Genomic DNA, 19,090 nt, shown 5'->3' with positions numbered 1-19,090 from the left:
ATTTTGTATTAGCGTTGCAGTGATGTGCACGTTTTAAAGACGCGCGGGGTCTGTGGGGCAGCGCAGCGCTGCCCCATAAACATGGGTCTATGACGTAGAAGTCTTGGCTAAATCGCCACGGCTCCCCGTTACTCGGCCGTTGCCGAGTAACGGGTGTCGATTACGAGCGTTAGGCTCTTAGTGAATGCGCGATAGCAGCGGCTTGATCGCCGACGATCAGATGCCATGTATTGCCGTTCAACGCCTGAATGCCTCTACATCCCAGTTGGTCAAGCGCTGCGCTGTCTAGACCAGCGCCATCGACTAGCTCTACGCGCAGGCGTGTCTGGGCTTGGACGTCCAGCCGTTGCACGTTGGCATTACCACCTAAGGCAGCCATCCAGCGTTGGGCCACCTCGGCGGGCAATGCCGTTGGTTGAGAAGGGGTTGCGGGGGTGCCAGGGCTCTGTTCAGAAGGACTATGTGCAGAAGGACTATGTGCAGCAGGGCCATGAGAAGAGGTATTAGCATCAATCGCCGCTCCACTCTGCTTGAGCGCTTGTCGAATCTCATCTGCGATACCATCCGCAATGGGCCCCATCACTACCTGGAGACCACCGCCCTGGAGACGCATAATCCCCCGAGAGCCCAACGATTTCAGAGCCGGCTCATCAATTGCCTCAGGATTCTCCAGCACCAAGCGCAACCGAGTCGTACAGGCACCTACGCTTTGCAGGTTGCTCGCGCCACCTAACGCCGTGACAAACGCTGGGCCACGCTCACCGAGTGGTGTCGGGGCTGCTGCGGAGGAAGCACTTTCCGGCTCGCGCCCTGGGGTAGGTAGATTAAAGCGGACGATGGCCCAGCGAAATACCGTGTAGTACAGAACAAAATAGACGAGGCCGACAGGCAGCATCAGCCAACCATTGGTGGAAAGCCCGTAAGAGAGTGCAAAGTCAAAGGCTCCAGCGGAGAAGGTGAAGCCAAGCTTCACGTCCAGCCAGTGCAGCAGCGCCATGGAAATGCCTGTTAACACTGCGTGCATGCCATAAAGCAGCGGTGCCAGAAACATAAAGGTGAATTCGATGGGTTCGGTGACACCGGTCAGGAAAGCCGTCAATGCCAGCGAAAGTAACAAGCCACCCACCTGGGCACGGCGTCCTTTTGGTGCGGCATGGTACATGGCCAGCGCCGCGGCTGGCAGGCCGAACATCATCACCGGGAAAAAGCCCGCCATAAAGCGCCCTGCTTCAGGGTCACCAGCAAAGAAACGGTTAAGGTCGCCATTGGCTACTACCCCAGCGGCTGTCTCAAAATTGCCGAAGACGAACCACACCAGGCTATTCAGCACGTGATGCAGACCCGTCATAATCAACAAACGGTTAATCGTTCCGTAAACGAAAAGCCCCAGTTCACCGGCGCCAATCAGCCAGTGACCAAGAGCATCAATGCCATGTTGAATAGGCGGCCAAATCACCCCAAAAACCACCCCCATTGCTACTGCCGCTAGGCCAGTAGCAATAGGTACAAAGCGTCGCCCACCAAAAAAGGCCAGATAGTCAGGGAGCTGAATCGACTTATAGCGATTATAAAGCAGGCCTGCCACGCTGCCGGCAATAATCCCTGCCAGCACCCCCATATCAATCTCAGGGTTAAGCGCGGTCAGCACCGCATCTAGCACCAGGTAGCCAATCACCCCGGCCAGGCCGGCAGCGCCGTTACTATCATCCGCGAAGCCTACGGCGAGGCCGATGGCAAAAATCAGCGCCAGGTTGGCGAAAATGGCCTGGCCAGCGCCAGCAATAAAGGCAACATCCAGCAGATCAGGCTGCCCAAGGCGCAGCAATAGACCTGCAATGGGCAATACCGCGATGGGTAGCATCAGAGAGCGGCCAAGCCGCTGTAGCCCGCCCATCAGGCGGGAACCGAAGGTCGTAGAAGACATTTCAGCACCTCTCAAGGGTCGTTGTTGTTATGTCGGTTTGGTTGGCCTTAGCAAGCCACGCGCTTAAGTGCTGGCGTACAGCGGTCGCATCGTCCAAGGCCAGTAGTGCGGGAAGTTCATCTGCCAGTGCGGCAGCATTCAGGCAACGCAGGGCAGCTTTCACTGCAGGCACACGTGCAGGTTCTACAGAGAGTTCATCGACACCCAGCGCGACGAGCAGAAGCGCGACCCGCTCATCACCCGCGGCGGCACCGCAGACACCCACGGGGCAGTGTCCTTTCGCGCCGTCTACCGTCGCTTGAATCAGCCGCAGCACCGCGGGATGCAATACATCCGCTCGTGCGGTGAGCGCCGGGTCCTCACGGTCCATCGCCAGGGTGTACTGGGTTAAATCGTTGGTGCCGATTGACAGAAAGTCGGCTTCAACAGCGAGGCTTCTGGCGCACAGAGCAGCACTAGGCACCTCGATCATGGCACCAAGGCGCGGCCGCGCATCGAGCCCCATTTCGCTGGCCAACGTCTCTAAGCGCTTGCGCACTTCGCGCAGCTCGCCAACCTCGGTCACCATCGGCAGCATGATATGTAACGTTTCCAACGGCGTAACGCCGAGTAGCGCTCGCAGCTGGGTCTCCAGCAGTTCAGGCTGGCTGGCCCACAAACGAGCGCCCCGCACGCCCAGCGCTGGGTTAGGTACTGACGGCAATCGCAGATAAGGAAGCTGCTTGTCTGCACCAATATCCAGGGTGCGAATAATCACAGGCTTGCCATCTAAGGCCTTCACAGCAGCCTGATACTCATCACGCTGAGTCGCTTCACTGGGGGCACTATCTCGCTCAAGAAAAAGAAACTCACTGCGCAGTAGACCTACACCATCAGCACCCGAATCTGCCGCTAAACGCGCCTCTTCGGCGCCACCGATATTGGCGCATACCTCAATTTCTCGCCCGTCCAGAGTGATCGCTGGTTCATGGGCTAACGCTTGCGCTTGCTCTGCTTCATAACGGCGAGCATCAATGCGCTCTGCCACTTCCGCCCGTTGAGTAGCGCTAGGGCTCAACGCCAAGCGCCCATTTTCCGCATCTAGAATGACGCTCTCGTTTGTGGCGCTATTAGCAGCGTCGATTAGGCTCGCCCCCATGGCCACGAGGCAGGGAATACCTCGGGCGCGTGCCAAAATGGCCACATGAGAAGTGGTGCCGCCGCCCGCGAGACACAGCCCAGCAGGATGCTGGGTAGCAACGGCCACCAGCTCTGAGGGTGTCAGCTCATCAGCAACGACGACGGCCCCTTTAGGCAGCTCAGGAAGTGCCGCTTGCTGGTCGTCGCTTAGTTCCACCATCACAGGGAGCATGCAGGCATTCGCCCAGTGGATCGAGAGCAATGCCCTCTCCCAGGGTTAGGCTGGCGAAAACCGGATCGGGCACCGCTGTTAGGGGTACCACAACCCCCGCCACGGGGGCCCGCAGCGTTAATGACTGATTTGAATCTGACATGGGAGGACTCCCAAGATTGTTGTTATACGTTACAGGGTGCAGGTAACTTTATTGAGGTGCCGTGGGCGATCTGGATCGCTTCCCCGGGCCTCTGCAAGACCAGCCACCATTTGATAAAAGCTCTGAATCACCGACAGTGGCTGCAGAGCCTCATGACCAGCATCTACCAAGGTCAAATTGCGCTGTACCACGCTCTTGTCGGCAGCAAGGACGACTCGGGCGCCAACACTCTTGAGCCAATCGGTTAACTCCAGCAAACCAGCCTGTTCGGGCCCTGGTGGCGCGAATACCAACACCGGATAATCAGGGCCAATCAGCGCCATCGGACCATGGCGAACTTCGGCACCGCTAAAGGATTCCGCTTGAATCGCACAGGTTTCTTTAAACTTGAGCGCCGCCTCCTGAGCGACTGCAAGACCCGCTCCACGACCAATCACCATCATCTTGTCGGCATTTAGTAATGCCTCGATGGCTGGGGACCAATCCATCGCCAGGGCCTGGGTCAGTCGTTCTGGAAGTTGTTCCAAAGCAGTGAGTAGCAGGCGGTCTTCCTGCCAGTGGCCGATAAGCTGCGCCATGGCAGAAAGCGTGGCCAAGTAGCTTTTGGTGGCAGCGACACTTTTTTCTTCTCCCGCGTAGAGCGGAATTTCACTATCGCTGGCCGCGCCCAGAGGCGACTGCGGCGTATTGACTAACGCTATCGTTCGAGCCCCAGCGGCAGCGAGCGACTGCTGCATCGCCACTAGGTCAGGGCTTTGTCCAGATTGGGAAACCGCCAAGGATAATTGCCCTGTTAGTCGCCAAGGCGCCTTAGCCAGGGTAGTCAGCGAGGGAGGCAGCGAGGCCACCGGAATGCCTTTACGCTGCATACATTGGTAGGCGAAGTAGCTGGCGGCATGATCGGAACTGCCCCGCGCCACGGTGACTGCGGCAGTCGGCTCGGCAAGGCGCAAGCGTTCACCTAGTGCAGCAAGCAACGCGTGATTACGCTGCAACTGACCGCGAACACGTTCAGGGGCGTTGCGAGTTTCTTCAAGCATCAAAGACATTTATGAGGCTCCTTGGGCGTTTCCACAGATATGACGGCCTTCGACATAGACCGCTTGGAGTTGAAGTTGGGGGTCAAGGATGACCAGATCCGCCAATGCGCCCTCTTGCAGGCGGCCAATGTCGTCGATCCCCAGGAAGTCGGCGGGGAAACGTGACAGGCGATCCGAGGCGTCCGCCAGGGTAAGACCGAGGCTAACGAAGTTACGTAACGCCTGATCCATGGTCAGCGTACTGCCTGCCAAAGTGCCGTCAGCCAAACGCACACCTCCCAGACATTTGGTGACGGTCTGCTCACCTAGACGGTAATCACCGTCTGGCATGCCTGCCGCTGCCGTGGAGTCGGTAACCGCGTAGAGATTAGGGATGCAACGTAAGGCGGCACGGATGGCACCAGGGTGTACGTGCAGCAGATCAGGAATCACTTCGGCGTACTGCGCATGGGCGAGCGCTGCGCCGACCATTCCCGGCTTGCGGTGATGCAGTCCGGTCATGGCATTGAACAGATGAGTAAACCCGCAGGCACCATGAGCCAATGCCTCAACGCCCTCTTCATAGCTGCCAAGCGTATGCCCTATCTGAACCCGCACGCCGCGTTCGCTGAGATGGCGAATTAATGCATAGTGGCCAGCTAACTCAGGGGCAAGTGTCAGTAAGCGGATGGGGGCCAAAGCACACAGCTCATCCACCCCCTCAATCACCCCATTACGCGCATAGGCGGGTTGAGCACCCAGCTTGCCAGGATTGATATAAGGACCTTCCAAATGGACGCCCAACACCTTGGCGGCGTCCGGCTCCTGCGCCTCCATATAGCGGGCGATATCGCCTAGCACCTGACGGATCCGCTCATCTGGCGCCGTCATGGTGGTAGCAAGCAAACGGGTAGTTCCAAAGCGCACATGGGTGCGCGCTAGGGTGGCAACAGCTGTGCCGCCCTCCATGGTGTCGGCACCACCACCACCATGCACATGCAAATCTATAAAGCCGGGAATAATGCGTGGATGGTCATTGGTATCAGGATCTACCGGATCGCCGTCAATGCGCCTAATACGCCCGTCTTCCCAGTGGATCTCTCCCAGGCGCCAGCCCTCAGAGGTGAGAATATTGCCAAACTGCATAAAACCTCCTAGCGGGTCATCTCGACCATAAAGTCGTAATAATCAGTGCGGCAGTAGGTAACGGTAAGCTCCGCCGGAGAGCCATCTGCGAGATAGCCTAGACGCGTCACTTTGAGCAGCGCCTGGCCCTCAGGCACCTCAGCCAGCATGGCTAGTTCTGCGCTGGCATTGATAGCCGTCACATGCTGCAAAGCACGTGCTATGCCTCTGCCGCTGGCTTCCAACGTTGCATAAAGCGATGTATCGACCCGGAGAGGATCGGGCAGCACCGAGATGGGCAGGCAACTCTCTTCCACCGCCATTACCACCTCATCGGCTAAACGCAAACGCTTGAGACGCGCGACTTGAGCGTCAGCCCCCAGGCCAAGGCGCATGCTCTCTTCTGCACTGGGGTTGGCCAGCTTGCGTTCCAACCAATGAGAACTCGGCGTAAACCCACGCTGGGTGAGCAGCTCGGTAAAACTGGCGAGCCGTGACAAGGACTGATTGAGGCGAGGGGCAATAAACGTGCCCGAACCACGGCTTCGGCGAATCAGCCCAAGTTCTGCTAGGCGATCTAACGCCTTCCGCGCAGTAATGCGCGAAACCGCTAAGCTTTCGGCCAAGTTGCGCTCAGAAGGCAACGCCTCGCCGGCTTGCCAGGCGCCCGTCTCAATTGCTTGTTCTAGCTGGCGCGCTAACTGCTGATAAAGCGGTGTTGCGCCCTGAGGATCAAGATGTAGCTGAGTAAAGCGTGGGTCCATGAGTGTCTCCCAGTAGCGGCCATACCAATTAGATACCACTATAGACCCAATGAGATACCAATCAAATACCAATTAGCTACAACTATGGTTGAATAGTGACATCCGGCCTGGCCAATAAGGCAATAAAGCGCGCACATAATTGAACGCAGATCGTTGATAGTTTGGGGCCAAAGCGAACTTCAGGGTAACCACGATTGGCGCGGCCTTTGGGAATCCGTATAGTGGCAGGCTACTCTCGCCAACTGATTGAACACATGCTGCAAAACAACTCATTGCTTGCCCAGCTCAAGCAACAGATCCGTGACACCACTCCACGCGCTGAAGGGGTGATCAAAGCCACCGAAAAAGGCTTCGGTTTTCTTGAAACCGACAGCGGTGAATCTTATTTCGTGCCGCCCCCCGCCATGAAGCAAGTACTCCATGGCGATCGCGTCGAGGCGGTGATCCATGAAAACGGCGACAAAAAGTCCGTAGAGCCTGAGAAGCTGATCGAAGCTGGGCTTGACCGCTTTGTTGCCCGTGTTCAGAAGCGCGAAGACCGTTTAGCCGTTGTGCCCGACCATCCGTCGATTCGCAATGTGCTGAAGGCGCGCATAAAGAACAGCCTGGATGAAGCCACCATTGCTGATGGCGACTGGGTTGTCGCGCGGCTGGTACGCCACCCGCTGAAAGAGAACGATCGCGGCTTCTTCACGCAAATTGATGAGCTAGTGGCTAAGGCCGACGACCCCGCCGTTCCGTGGCGCGTCACCCTTGCCCGCCATGCGCTGGAACAAGAGTGCCCGGACGCAGGTACCGAGTGGCCACTGCATGATGAAGGGTTAACCCGTGAAGACCTCACAGCGCAGCCCTTCTTTACTATCGATGGCGAAAAAACCCGCGATATGGACGACGCGCTACACGTGGAAGCGCTGGAGAGCGGCGGTTGGCGGCTAAGCGTTGCGATCGCTGACCCAACGGCCTACGTTGAAGAAGGCCATGCGGCCGACCTTGAAGCGCGCACCCGTGCTTTTACGGTCTACTTACCCGGCCAAAATGTAACGATGTTGCCTGAACAGCTGGCAGATGACCTCTGCTCGCTATGGGAAGGTCAGGACCGCCCTGCCCTTGCCTGCTCGCTGGACATTAATGCCGACGGCAGCCTAGGTGATTACCGCTTTTTTGCGGCTAACGTAAAATCCCACGCCAAACTAGTCTATGACCGCGTTTCCGACTGGATTGACGGTCAAGGCGAGTGGGCTCCCGCTGACAATATCGCTGAACAGCTGAAAGCACTGCGCGATTTGACTGAGGCGCGCACCGCTTGGCGCAACGAACATGCGCTGGTGTTTAAAGATCGTCCTGATTACGTTTTCGACCTGGACGACGCGGGCAACGTCTTAGGCATTCGCACCGAAGATCGCCGCATTGCCAACCGTATGATTGAAGAGTCGATGATTGCCGCTAACGCTTGCTGCGCGGACTTCCTCGCCAAACATATCGGTCACGGTATCTTTAATGTGCACCGCGCTTTTGAGCCTGAAAAAGCCGAATCTGCTCAAGAGTTCTTAGCAACTCAGGAGATTGAGGTCGCCCAGGAAGCGCTGACTGAGCTGGCTCACTACAAAGAGCTAAAGCGCGCTCTGGAAAGCCGTGATGATGCCTGGCTGGACGCGCGTCTGCGCCGCTTCCAAGGCTTTACCAGCATGTCCGCTCAACCTGGCCCGCACTTTGGTCTTGGGCTACCGGCTTATGCCACCTGGACGTCGCCAATTCGTAAGTACGGCGATATGGTCAACCATCGTTTGATCAAGCGAGTGCTTAAAGGTGAACAGGCTCCGGCAGAAGCCAGCCAGCAGCTCACCGAGCAACTCACCGAGCGGCGGCGCCTGAACCGTATGGCAGAACGCGACGTAAAAGATTGGCTCTACGTTCGCTACTTAACGCCAGCGGCTCAAAACCAAGACGCCTTCGACGCAGAGATCATGGCGATCAACCGTGGTGGTATGCGAGTACGCCTGCTGGAAAATGGTGCTACCGCCTTCGTACCCGCCCCGCTAATGCACAGCGATCGCGATAAAGTGGTCATTGATGATAAAGAGGGTCGCATTCAAATTGAAGGCGAAGAGCGCTACAAGCTGGGCGACAGCCTGCGCATTGCGCTAACAGAAGCCCGTGAGGAAACCCGCTCGCTGGTCGCCAAACCCACAGAATAACGTTACCTTGCACCGCCCACGCCACGGCATTGCCGTGGCGTTTTATTTTCCCGCCACCCATTAACTGTCGCAGAACTGACTTATTTCTTCCTTATGGTAATCCGATGACACCCTTGTAGTTCGGAGGTTACCTTGCACATCGCTGATGTGACCATGTTTCACGCCCCGGCAAGCGGCGGCGTTCGTACTTATCTGCAAGCTAAACACCGGGTGCTAGCGCACACGGCAAACCTACGCACTAGCTTGTTAGTGCCGGGAGCTGAGCGCGATAGCCTGGGTGACCACCACACCTTGCCAGCGCTACACCTCCCCTTGGGCCAGGGCTACCGCTTTCCGCTGAGAGGGTCACGCTGGCGCGATGCACTAATCGAGCTAAAACCTGATCTTATCGAGGCTGGCGACCCTTATGTAACGGCATGGGCAGCCCTTGCCGCAGGCCAAACGCTTGGCGTACCGGTGGTCGGATTTTATCACTCAGACCTTCCACGCTTAATGGGGGATCGCTTTGGCCGCTACGTAGAGAAACGCTTAACGCGCTATGTCAAAGACCTCTACTGCCAATTTGATAGCGTGCTGGCCCCCTGTAACGCTATGGCTAATCGACTCAGGGAGTGGGGAGTCGATAACGTTCGCGTACAGCCATTAGGGGTCGATTTAAACCATTTTCACCCCCAGCAGCGAGATCCCGCCTTCCGCCAAGGCATGGGTATTCCCAGCGATAAAAAGCTGCTGATCTTTGTCGGTCGCAATTCCCGCGAGAAAAATATTGATGTGCTGCTGGCGACAATGCGCCAGCTCGGCAGTGATTACCATTTATTGCTGATGGGTCCCGGCATGCCCCATCAGGTACCCAACAATGTCACTGTCGTGGATCGCTGCTGCGGCGCACATGAAGTGGCCAAAGCACTCGCCAGTAGCGATGCCCTTCTGCATGCGGGCACCCGGGAAACCTTTGGCTTGATCGCTCAAGAAGCGATGGCCTGCGGTATCCCTGTCGTGGGTGCTAGGGCCGGTGCGCTGGTCGAAAATGTGCCATTAGGCGCAGGCATTCTGTGTCAGCCACTCGACCCGGAGGCCATGGCCGAGGCATGCACGGCCTTGTTCAGTAATGACATCGCCGCCAGCGGGCGTTATGCCCGTCATTTTGTCGAACGCCAGTTCAGTTGGGATAGCGTTATCCAGTCTCTTCTTGAGCACTACATCGACCTTTGCAACATTGAACGGCCCAATGCCCTCGCCCACCACCACTAAGCCCCAACGATTACTGCGTTTTCGCCCGCTGCATGGTTTTCTACTGGCGGGGGCACTCTTGGCCCCGCTAGTGCTTACCACTTGGCTGGGCGGTGCTGAGGCGCTGCAGCGTATTAAACATTTTCCATTGGCGTTATTGCTGTTGATGCTGCTATTAGCGTTTCTGTGTTGGAACCTGAATGCAGCAAGGCTGCGGCTAATGTTAGGTGGCCGTGCAGGGCAACTTGGCCAACGTGGTGCGCTGGGCATTGAGCTGGCATCAAAGTTTGCGTTGTGCGCTACGCCTGGAGGGAGTGGAGGGCCAGCCACTCTACTTATCCTGCTTGCACGACGCGGCTTTCCTCCCGCCAAAGGGGCAGCGGTGTTTTTGATTGACCAAGGCTGTGACTTGCTGTTCTTCCTTACCATGCTGAGCGGTTTGATGCTCTTCTCTCTGGCCAGCGATACCCAGTGGCCGCATCAGTCACTAGTACAGTGGTCACTGGTCGGTTTAGCATTTATGGCGACGCTGGTCAGTGGTGTGATGTGTTATTTACCCAGCCTGCTGCGTGCAGGTGGCGTTATAACGACATGGCCAAGCCGTTACCGACGGCGCTGGATAGTAAGGCGCTTATTACGATGCCGATATGCGCTCAAGGTCACACTCGCGCTGCCTTTTACGACGCTGCTCGCGATGATGATGCTTACCGCAGCGCATTGGCTAATGCGCTATAGCTTGCTCTATGTCGCGGTGCTGGGCGTGGGCGGCCATGCCGATTGGATGTGGACGTTTTTAACCCAAATGCTGGCCATGGCGGCCAGCCAGCTGAGCTTTCTTCCTGGCGGCGCAGGTGCGGCTGAAGTCGGCGTAGGCAGTTTGTTACTGCCCTTGATGGAACGCGAGCAGGCCGCAGCAGCCGTCCTAGTGTGGCGTCTGGTGAGCTACCACCTCTATTTAGCGGTGGGGGCACCACTATTTATTCTGTACAGCTACCGAATGCTAAACAGAAAATCCGATAATAAAACGCCGGAAGGATAACCGTGCACCAACGAATAAGGGCGCCCCGAGGGGCGCCCTTATCGCGTGCGACTAGAGGTCGATAGCTTACCAGCCAGTGACTTCTTTCAGTGCATCGCCGATTTCAGCCAGAGAACGCACGGTTTTAACACCGGCATCTTCCAGGGCAGCAAATTTCTCATCCGCAGTACCTTTACCGCCAGAGATGATTGCGCCCGCATGGCCCATACGCTTGCCAGGAGGTGCAGTGACACCAGCAATGTAGGAAACCACAGGCTTAGAAACGTTGGCTTTGATGTAAGCCGCTGCTTCTTCTTCAGCCGTACCACCGATTTCACCGATCATCACGATCGCTTCGGTTTTCGGGTCTTTCTCGAACATTTCAAGAATGTCGATAAAGTTAGAACCCGGAATCGGGTCACCACCGATGCCTACACAGGTAGACTGACCGAAACCATGGTCAGTTGTCTGCTTAACGGCTTCGTAAGTCAGGGTGCCTGAACGCGACACGATACCGACTTTACCCGGCTGGTGAATGTGGCCCGGCATGATGCCAATTTTACATTCGCCAGGCGTGATAACACCTGGGCAGTTCGGGCCGATCAGACGCACGCCCAGCTCGTCACATTTTACTTTTGCTTCGAGCATGTCTAGCGTCGCGATACCTTCGGTGATGCACACGATCAGCTTGATGCCAGCGTTAGCAGCTTCAAGAATCGAGTCTTTACAGAACGGTGCCGGAACGTAGATCACGCTGGCTTCCGCGCCGGTTTTCTCAACCGCTTCTTTCACGGTGTTGAAAACGGGCAGGCCCAGGTGCGTCTGGCCGCCTTTGCCCGGCGTAACACCACCGACCATTTGCGTGCCATAGGCAATCGCCTGTTCGGAGTGGAACGTGCCCTGGCCACCCGTGAAACCTTGGCAGATGACCTTGGTGTTCTTATCGATCAGGATGCTCATTACTTGCCCTCCGCTGCTTTTACAACCTGCTGAGCCGCGTCGGTCAGACTGGTAGCAGCGATGATGTTCAGACCGCTAGACGCCAGTTTTTCAGCGCCCAATTCAGCGTTATTACCTTCCAGACGCACAACCACTGGAACGTTAACACCAACTTGTTCAACAGCACCGATGATGCCTTCAGCAATCATGTCGCAACGAACGATACCGCCGAAGATGTTCACCAGAACCGCTTTGACGTTGTCGTCAGACAGGATGATCTTGAACGCTTCTGCAACGCGCTCTTTGGTCGCGCCACCACCAACGTCCAGGAAGTTAGCAGGCTTGCCGCCACTCAGGTTGACGATGTCCATGGTGCCCATGGCCAGGCCAGCACCGTTAACCATGCAGCCGATGTTGCCATCAAGCGCTACATAGTTCAGTTCCCACTTCGCTGCATCAGCTTCACGCTGATCTTCCTGGGAAGGATCGCGCATCGCTTGAAGGTCTGGATGACGGTACAGCGCGTTGCTGTCGAGCCCCAGTTTGGCGTCGAGGCAGTGCAGATTGCCTTCGTCGGTAATAACCAGCGGGTTAATTTCTAACAGTGCCAGATCTTTGTCATGGAACAGCTTAGAAAGGCCCAGGAAGATCTTGGTGAACTGCTTGATCTGATCGCCTTTCAGGCCCAGAGCAAATGCCAGCTCACGCGCTTGGTAGGGCTGTGCGCCGACCAGCGGATCGATTTCAGCTTTCAAAATCTTTTCTGGCGTTTCTTCTGCAACGGTCTCGATTTCAACACCACCTTCGGTAGAGGCCATGAAGACCACGCGACGGGTGGTGCGATCGACGACGGCGCCGAGATACAGCTCGTCAGCGATGTCGGTGCAAGTCTCAACCAAAATTTTAGCAACCGGCTGACCTTTTTCGTCAGTCTGGAAGGTGACCAGGTTCTTACCTAACCACTGCTCGGCGAAAGCTTTTGCTTCAGCCGGATCTTTAATCAGCTTAACGCCACCCGCTTTACCGCGGCCGCCAGCGTGAACCTGGGCTTTAACCACCCACATGTCACCGCCGATCTTTTTGCACGCTTCTTCAGCTTCTTCGGGAGTGTCCACGGCAAAGCCTTTAGACACTGGTAGACCATAATCAGCAAACAGCTGTTTGCCTTGATACTCGTGAAGGTTCATCGATTCATGCCATTGGTTGCATGTGACTCGAACGATGACCCGCTGCTTTAAAAGAGCGGGGCATCCCCGTACCTTCGTCCCCGCTGATTTCTCACAGAGCCGAAAGTGTTGCGCCACCTGACGGTGGCGCTTGGTTGTTGCTTAGCGAATTACTTGCGCTTCTTACGGTTAGCCATATGAATGGCATGGCCGTCTACCGCAAGAGCGGCTTCATGCACAGCTTCCGACATAGTCGGGTGTGCATAGCAGGTCAGAGCTAGGTCTTCAGCGCTAGAGCCGAATTCCATTGCAATCACGCCCTGGGCAATCATCTCACCCGCGTGCTGACCAACAATATGCATGCCGAGAATACGGTCAGTTTCCGCATCGGCGATAATCTTGGCGCTACCCTCGGTGGCGTTATTCGCCATCGCACGACCACTTGCCGCGAACGGGAAGCTACCAGTCTTAACTTCAATACCTTTCGCTTTGGCATCTTGCTCAGTCATACCGACCCAAGCGACTTCCGGGAACGTGTAGATCACGTTCGGAATCGTGTCGTAGTTCATCTCGGCTTTGTGGCCAGCGATGATATCAGCGACCATGATGCCTTCTTCAGATGCCTTGTGCGCCAGCATGGGGCCACGCACACAGTCACCAATAGCATAAACACCGGGTACGTTCGTGCGGCACTGGTCATCAACAAAGATAAAACCGCGTTCGTCCAGTTCAACGCTCACACCATCGGCAATCACACCCTTGGTGTACGGACGGCGACCAACGCAAACAATCAGTTTGTCGAAGGTCATTTCCTGTTCGCCATTGGCATCGGTGTACTTAACGATGACTTCATCGCCATTGGATTCCGAGCCTGTTACGCGGGCGCCCAGTTTAATATCCAGCCCCTGCTTTTTGAGCAGTTTCTGTGTTTCTTTTGCGATCGCCGTATCGACCATCGGCAAGAAGCTATCCATCGCTTCCAGAACAGTAACTTCAGAACCTAAGCGGTTCCAAACGCTACCCAGCTCTAGGCCGATAACGCCAGCACCAATAACGCCTAAACGCTTCGGCGTTTCCTGGAATTCCAGCGCGCCGGTAGAGTCAACAATCAAGCCTTCGGTTAGCGGCGTCGGTGGAATTTCAACCGGCACGGAACCTGCAGCAACAACGATGTTATCAGCGTCGTAAGTGGTGGTATTGCCGTCTAGATCGGTCACTTCGACTTGCTTACCGGAAACCACTTTACCGGTGCCCTCAATAGCCGTAACACCATTGGCTTTAAATAAGCCAGAGATGCCGCCGGTCAAGTTCTTAACGATCTTGTCCTTGCGAGCCATCATTTTTTTGACGTCCATCGTGACGTCACCGGCATTAATACCCATGTCGTCGAAATCGTGCTTGGCTTCGACGAACTTGTGCGAGGCTTCAAGCAACGCTTTAGACGGGATACAGCCGACGTTCAAACACGTACCGCCGTGAACGACGTTGCCTTCTTTACCAATCCATTTTTCAACACAGGCGGCCTTCAGGCCCAGCTGCGCAGCGCGGATAGCCGCTACGTAGCCACCAGGACCTGCACCGATAACGATCACATCAAACTTGTCAGCCATGTTGGCTCCTTTAGCTTGGTTGCCTCCCCCCGTTTGAACTTAAAACGGGCAGGAGGCAAGGTGCGATTGCATTAGAACGCTAATACAGCAGAGGAGGCGGATCAGCGCGCTCCGTTATACGTCCAGCAGCAAGCGAGCCGGGTCTTCCAGCAGCTCTTTAATAGTAACCAAGAATCGTACCGCATCTTTACCATCAATCATGCGGTGGTCGTAGGACAGCGCCAGATACATCATCGGGCGAATCTCGACCTTACCATTCACAGCCATTGGACGATCCTGGATTTTATGCATACCCAGGATAGCGGTTTGAGGTGGATTGATAATCGGGGTCGACATCAAAGAACCAAATGTACCGCCGTTAGTGATAGTGAAGGTACCGCCGATCATGTCATCCATGCCCAGCTTACCGTCACGACCACGCTTACCGAAATCAACAATCGTGCGCTCAACGTCGGCAATTTTCATGCTATCGGTATCACGTAGCACCGGTACCACCAGGCCACGATCCGTTGATACCGCAACGCCGATATCTTGATAACCGTGGTAAACGATATCGGTACCATCAATAGAGGCGTTAACATCCGGGAAGCGCTTGAGTGCTTCAGAAGCCGCTTTTACAAAGAAGCCCATAAAGCCCAGTTTAATATCGTGGGTTTTCTGGAACGTATCTTTGTACTGCGCACGAAGCGCCATGATTTCAGTCATGTCCACTTCGTTATAAGTGGTCAGCATGGCAGCCGTTTGCTGCGCCTGAACCAGACGCTTAGCAATGGTTTGACGCAGACGCGTCATCGGAACGCGCTTCTCGACGCGATCACCTTCCACTGCCGGTGCGGCGGCAGCTGCTTTCGCCGGCGCTGAAGATTTCGCTGCTTTTTTGGCAGAACCATCTTTCACGGCTTTTTGCACGTCTTCTTTCAAGATGCGGCCACCTTTGCCGGTGCCCTCAATCTTGGCAACATCCAAATCATGCTCAGCAACCATCTTGCGTGCCGCCGGCGCTAGGATCTTATCGCCGACCTTCTCATCAGCGCCTTCATCATCGCTACCCGCAGCACTTGAAGCAGAGGCACTGCTGCTCTCTTCACCGGCGCCACCAGCACCTTCGGTAAAGATGGCCAGAACCGCTTCGGATTCAACCTGGCTGCCTTCTTCGGCTTTAATTTCTGCCAGTGCGCCGTCGGCAGGTGCGACAACTTCGAGCACTACCTTGTCGGTTTCGATGTCGGCTAACACTTCATCGCGTTTAACCGCTTCACCAACCTTCTTGTGCCACGTTGCCACGGTGCCTTCCTGGATAGATTCAGGGAAGCTTGGGGCTTTTACGTCATGTTGCTTACCACCGCCGTTACCGCCGCTGGCTTTTTTCTCTTCACTTTTCTCAGCAGGCTTTTTAGCACTAGCATCATCAGAAGATGTATCTTCTTTGCCACTTGCTGCGCTGCTTTCACCGATTTTGCCTAACACTTGCTCTGACTCAACGGTATCGCCTTCTTCTGCCATCACGTCAGTCAGGGTACCCGCTTCCGGTGCGACGACTTCTAGCACCACTTTGTCGGTTTCGATTTCAACAATCAGCTCGTCACGTTCGACGCTGTCACCCGGCTTTTTATGCCACGCAGCCACAGTGCCTTCGGCAACGGATTCCGGAAAGGTTGGCGCTTTGATATCAGTAGCCATGTCGTTTCCCTTATATGTTCTCTAAACCCGGTGGGCGCTTATAGGTTAAAAGCGTCTTCCACCAGCTGGCGCTGCTGTTCAGTGTGGACGGACATATAGCCCGCTGCCGGTGCGGCAGAGGCAGGACGTCCTGCAAATTTCAAATCACGTCCGAGACCATCTTTCAGCATATCGGCGACGGCGCGCATGTGGTGCTGACTTGAGTACCAAGCGCCCTGGTTTAGCGGCTCTTCCTGGCACCACACGATGTCTTCCACATTGGCATACGCCTGGAGCACTTCCAGAAGTTCTTCTTTCGGGAAGGGGTAGAGTTGCTCGAGACGAATAATCGCCGTGTCATCACGCTCGTTTTCTGCACGCCAGTTGGCTAGGTCGTAGTACACCTTACCGGCACACATAATAACGCGAGTCACCTTTTCTGCCTCAAGATTCGCCTGATCCGGTAGCACCATGTAGAACTTGCCGTGAGCAAGATCTTCTAGGCTAGATACCGCTTCTTTGTGGCGCAGTAGCGACTTCGGCGACATGATTACCAGTGGCTTACGCAACGGACGAATGACTTGACGTCGCATCAGATGATAAATCTGTGCGGGCGTCGTCGGCACACACACCTGCATGTTGTGCTCAGCGCACAGCTGCAAGAAGCGCTCTAAGCGCGCGGAGGAGTGCTCTGGCCCCTGACCTTCATAACCATGCGGCAACAGCATGGTCAGTCCACACAGTCGTCCCCACTTGGTCTCACCAGAAGAGATAAACTGGTCAACCACGACTTGGGCACCGTTGAAGAAGTCACCAAACTGGGCTTCCCAAATGACTAAGTCACCCGGCGCTGTCGTGGAGTAGCCGTACTCAAACGCCAGCACAGCCTCTTCCGATAGGAAAGAGTCGTGAATGGTAAAGCGCGGCTGACCGTCTGACATATTCTGCAGCGGTACGTACGTAGAACCATCTTTCTGGTTATGGATAACCGCATGACGGTGAGAGAACGTCCCACGACCAACATCCTGACCGGTAATACGAATCGGATGCCCTTGATCAAGCAGCGTGGCATACGCTAGCGTTTCAGCGAAGCCCCAGTTAAGCCCCATGCCGCCCGCCTGCATTTTGCGACGGTCTTCATAGATTTTAGCGACTTGGCGCTGTACTTCGACGCCATCAGGAACCTCACACATTCTCGCAGCCAGCTGCTGCAGACGCTTCATATCGAAGGTAGTGTCTGCATTACCGGTCCACTCATGCCCCAGGTAGGGAGCCCAGTCCACAAAGAGTGATGTATTAGGCTCCTGCACCAAGGCATTAGCTACGTGATTGCCTGCCACAAGATCATCGCGGTAGGTTTCAACCATTGCCTTAGCGTCTTCTTCTGACAATACGCCCTGTTCGACCAGACGCTTCGCATAGAGTGAACGCGAAGAAGGATGATCTTTAATCTTGGCGTACATCATCGGCTGGGTACCCGATGGCTCGTCGGCCTCGTTGTGGCCGCGGCGGCGGTAGCACACCAGATCAATAACAACGTCTTTCTTAAACTGTTGCCGGTAATCCAACGCCACTTGGGTCGCATGGATAACCGCATCAGGATCATCGCCGTTAACATGGAAAATCGGCGCCTGAACCATCTTAGCGATGTCAGTACAGTATTCGGTGGATCGCGCGTCCAAGGGGTTCGACGTCGTAAAGCCCACCTGGTTGTTAATCACGATGTGTACTGTGCCACCGGTTTTATAGGCACGGGTTTGAGACATCTGGAATGTCTCCATGACCACGCCCTGACCAGCAAACGCTGCATCGCCATGAACGTTGATTGGCAGAACTTTGCTGCCCTCTTCATCATTACGGCGATCTTGACGTGCGCGTACCGAGCCTTCTACTACCGGCGCAACAATTTCCAAATGCGACGGGTTAAACGACATTGCCAAGTGAACTTCGCCACCAGGCGACATGACGTTAGAGCTGAAGCCTTGGTGATATTTCACATCACCAGAACCACGCTCGATCACCTTTTTACCGTCGAATTCGTCGATCAATTCAGCGGGATTTTTCCCCAGAATATTAACCAACAGGTTCAAACGGCCACGGTGAGCCATGCCAATAACAACTTCTTTAGTGCCATAGCCACCGGAGCGCTGAATCAACTCGTCCATCATCGGAACAAATGATTCACCACCTTCAAGACCGAAGCGTTTGGTGCCTGGATATTTAGACGCTAGGTAATTTTCCAAACCTTCGGCAGCGGTAAGGCGCTCAAGCACATGCTTACGCACATCGTCGCTGAATTTCGGCGCACTGCGCACCGATTCAAAACGCCGTTGCAACCAACGTTTCTCTTCGGTATCAACAATGTGCATGATCTCGCAACCGATAGAGCGACAATAAGTCTGCTCCAGCGCGTCAACGATCTCACGCAACGGTGCTTTATCAATACCTAGAAAAAACGAGCCGGTCTGGAACTCGGTGTCAAGATCAGCCTTGGAAAGCTGATGAAATGACAGATCGAGGTCTGGGACGGGGGTGGGATTACGCAGTCCTAGCGGGTCGATATTGGCCTTCTGATGGCCACGAAAGCGGTATGCGTTAATCAGCTGCAGGACTTTTACCTGCTTTTTATTCTCACCGCTATCGGAGGCGGCGGCTACCCGGCCTGGGCGACTTTCACGACCCAGTTGGTAGAACTGATCACGAGTGGGGCTTAGTGGAACATCGTGGGAGGCACTGCCCTCAGAACGAGGCAACTGATCAAAATAGCTGCGCCATTCATCTGAGACAGAATCAGGATCGGCGAGGTACTGCTCATAAAGCGCTTCCACGTAGTGGACATTGCCACCACTAACGTGAGAGGAACGCCACATCAACTCCATTATGCCTTGTTGCATCTCTCGGTCACCCTGCACTGATGGGGTGGTATCGGTATCGCTGCAATCGCGCAA

The 19,090-nt window shown here is 55.5% G+C and carries 14 protein-coding genes; 3 read left to right on the top strand and 11 right to left on the bottom strand.

What is annotated here, in order from left to right:
• Positions 1-169 precede the first annotated feature (169 nt).
• From nagE to INT21_RS09005, 6 genes are read right to left on the bottom strand one after another with little or no spacing between them, the layout of a single operon-like run.
• On the bottom strand, positions 170-1,924 hold the full coding sequence (nagE, locus tag INT21_RS09030; RefSeq protein ID WP_193068657.1) for an N-acetylglucosamine-specific PTS transporter subunit IIBC: 1,755 nt from the start codon (positions 1,922-1,924) through the stop codon (positions 170-172).
• Position 1,925: 1 nt separating this feature from the next.
• Positions 1,926-3,263 carry a phosphoenolpyruvate--protein phosphotransferase gene (gene ptsP / locus INT21_RS09025; protein WP_226916644.1) on the bottom strand — a complete coding sequence of 446 codons (1,338 nt, stop codon included), beginning with the start codon at positions 3,261-3,263 and terminating at the stop codon, positions 1,926-1,928.
• A complete protein-coding gene (locus INT21_RS09020) occupies positions 3,223-3,417 on the bottom strand; it encodes a PTS glucose transporter subunit IIA (RefSeq protein ID WP_193085084.1) in 195 nt (64 codons plus the stop codon). The genes ptsP and INT21_RS09020 overlap by 41 nt, the downstream gene beginning before the upstream one ends.
• Positions 3,418-3,446: 29 nt before the next feature.
• Positions 3,447-4,466: an SIS domain-containing protein gene (locus INT21_RS09015; RefSeq protein ID WP_089038760.1), complete on the bottom strand. Its 1,020-nt coding sequence runs from the start codon at positions 4,464-4,466 to the stop codon at positions 3,447-3,449.
• Positions 4,467-5,582: an N-acetylglucosamine-6-phosphate deacetylase gene (gene nagA, locus INT21_RS09010; RefSeq protein WP_193061588.1), complete on the bottom strand. Its 1,116-nt coding sequence runs from the start codon at positions 5,580-5,582 to the stop codon at positions 4,467-4,469.
• A gap of 8 nt (positions 5,583-5,590) precedes the next feature.
• Positions 5,591-6,325, bottom strand: coding sequence for a GntR family transcriptional regulator (locus tag INT21_RS09005; protein ID WP_089038762.1), 735 nt, complete (start codon positions 6,323-6,325; stop codon positions 5,591-5,593).
• A 254-nt stretch (positions 6,326-6,579) separates the two neighbouring features.
• Between INT21_RS09005 and INT21_RS09000 the strand changes: the two genes are divergently transcribed.
• The 3 genes from INT21_RS09000 (at position 6,580) to INT21_RS08990 (ending at position 10,789) form a co-directional block, all read left to right on the top strand.
• Complete coding sequence (locus INT21_RS09000; RefSeq protein WP_089040889.1) at positions 6,580-8,520, top strand: exoribonuclease II; 1,941 nt, start codon at positions 6,580-6,582, stop codon at positions 8,518-8,520.
• A gap of 132 nt (positions 8,521-8,652) precedes the next feature.
• Positions 8,653-9,771 (top strand): glycosyltransferase family 4 protein, encoded by a 1,119-nt coding sequence (locus INT21_RS08995; RefSeq protein WP_193061587.1) that lies wholly within the window; start codon positions 8,653-8,655, stop codon positions 9,769-9,771.
• Positions 9,749-10,789 (top strand): lysylphosphatidylglycerol synthase transmembrane domain-containing protein, encoded by a 1,041-nt coding sequence (locus INT21_RS08990; RefSeq protein ID WP_193061586.1) that lies wholly within the window; start codon positions 9,749-9,751, stop codon positions 10,787-10,789. Before INT21_RS08995 ends, INT21_RS08990 begins: the two co-directional genes overlap by 23 nt.
• 66 nt (positions 10,790-10,855) lie before the next feature.
• Here INT21_RS08990 and sucD read toward each other — a convergent pair whose 3' ends face one another.
• The 5 genes from sucD to INT21_RS08965 all read right to left on the bottom strand — a co-directional run bounded on the left by sucD (position 10,856) and on the right by INT21_RS08965 (position 19,036).
• Entirely contained in the window at positions 10,856-11,728 is an 873-nt protein-coding gene (sucD, locus tag INT21_RS08985) for a succinate--CoA ligase subunit alpha (protein WP_009722518.1), read from the bottom strand.
• The gene (gene sucC, locus INT21_RS08980; RefSeq protein ID WP_009722517.1) at positions 11,728-12,894 is read right to left on the bottom strand and encodes an ADP-forming succinate--CoA ligase subunit beta; all 1,167 of its coding nucleotides are present in this window, start codon (positions 12,892-12,894) and stop codon (positions 11,728-11,730) included. Before sucC ends, sucD begins: the two co-directional genes overlap by 1 nt.
• 149 nt (positions 12,895-13,043) lie before the next feature.
• Positions 13,044-14,483 (bottom strand): dihydrolipoyl dehydrogenase, encoded by a 1,440-nt coding sequence (gene lpdA, locus INT21_RS08975; protein WP_089038765.1) that lies wholly within the window; start codon positions 14,481-14,483, stop codon positions 13,044-13,046.
• A gap of 114 nt (positions 14,484-14,597) precedes the next feature.
• Positions 14,598-16,163 carry a 2-oxoglutarate dehydrogenase complex dihydrolipoyllysine-residue succinyltransferase gene (gene odhB / locus INT21_RS08970; protein ID WP_193061585.1) on the bottom strand — a complete coding sequence of 522 codons (1,566 nt, stop codon included), beginning with the start codon at positions 16,161-16,163 and terminating at the stop codon, positions 14,598-14,600.
• 38 nt (positions 16,164-16,201) lie between these two features.
• Positions 16,202-19,036 (bottom strand): 2-oxoglutarate dehydrogenase E1 component, encoded by a 2,835-nt coding sequence (locus INT21_RS08965; protein WP_089040890.1) that lies wholly within the window; start codon positions 19,034-19,036, stop codon positions 16,202-16,204.
• Positions 19,037-19,090 lie beyond the last annotated feature (54 nt).

This window comes from Halomonas sp. 3F2F (assembly GCF_014897805.1).
Classification (GTDB): Bacteria; Pseudomonadota; Gammaproteobacteria; order Pseudomonadales; family Halomonadaceae; genus Vreelandella.
The sequence above is the reverse complement of the archived record's forward strand: the minus strand, read 5'-3'. Positions and strand labels throughout refer to the sequence as shown.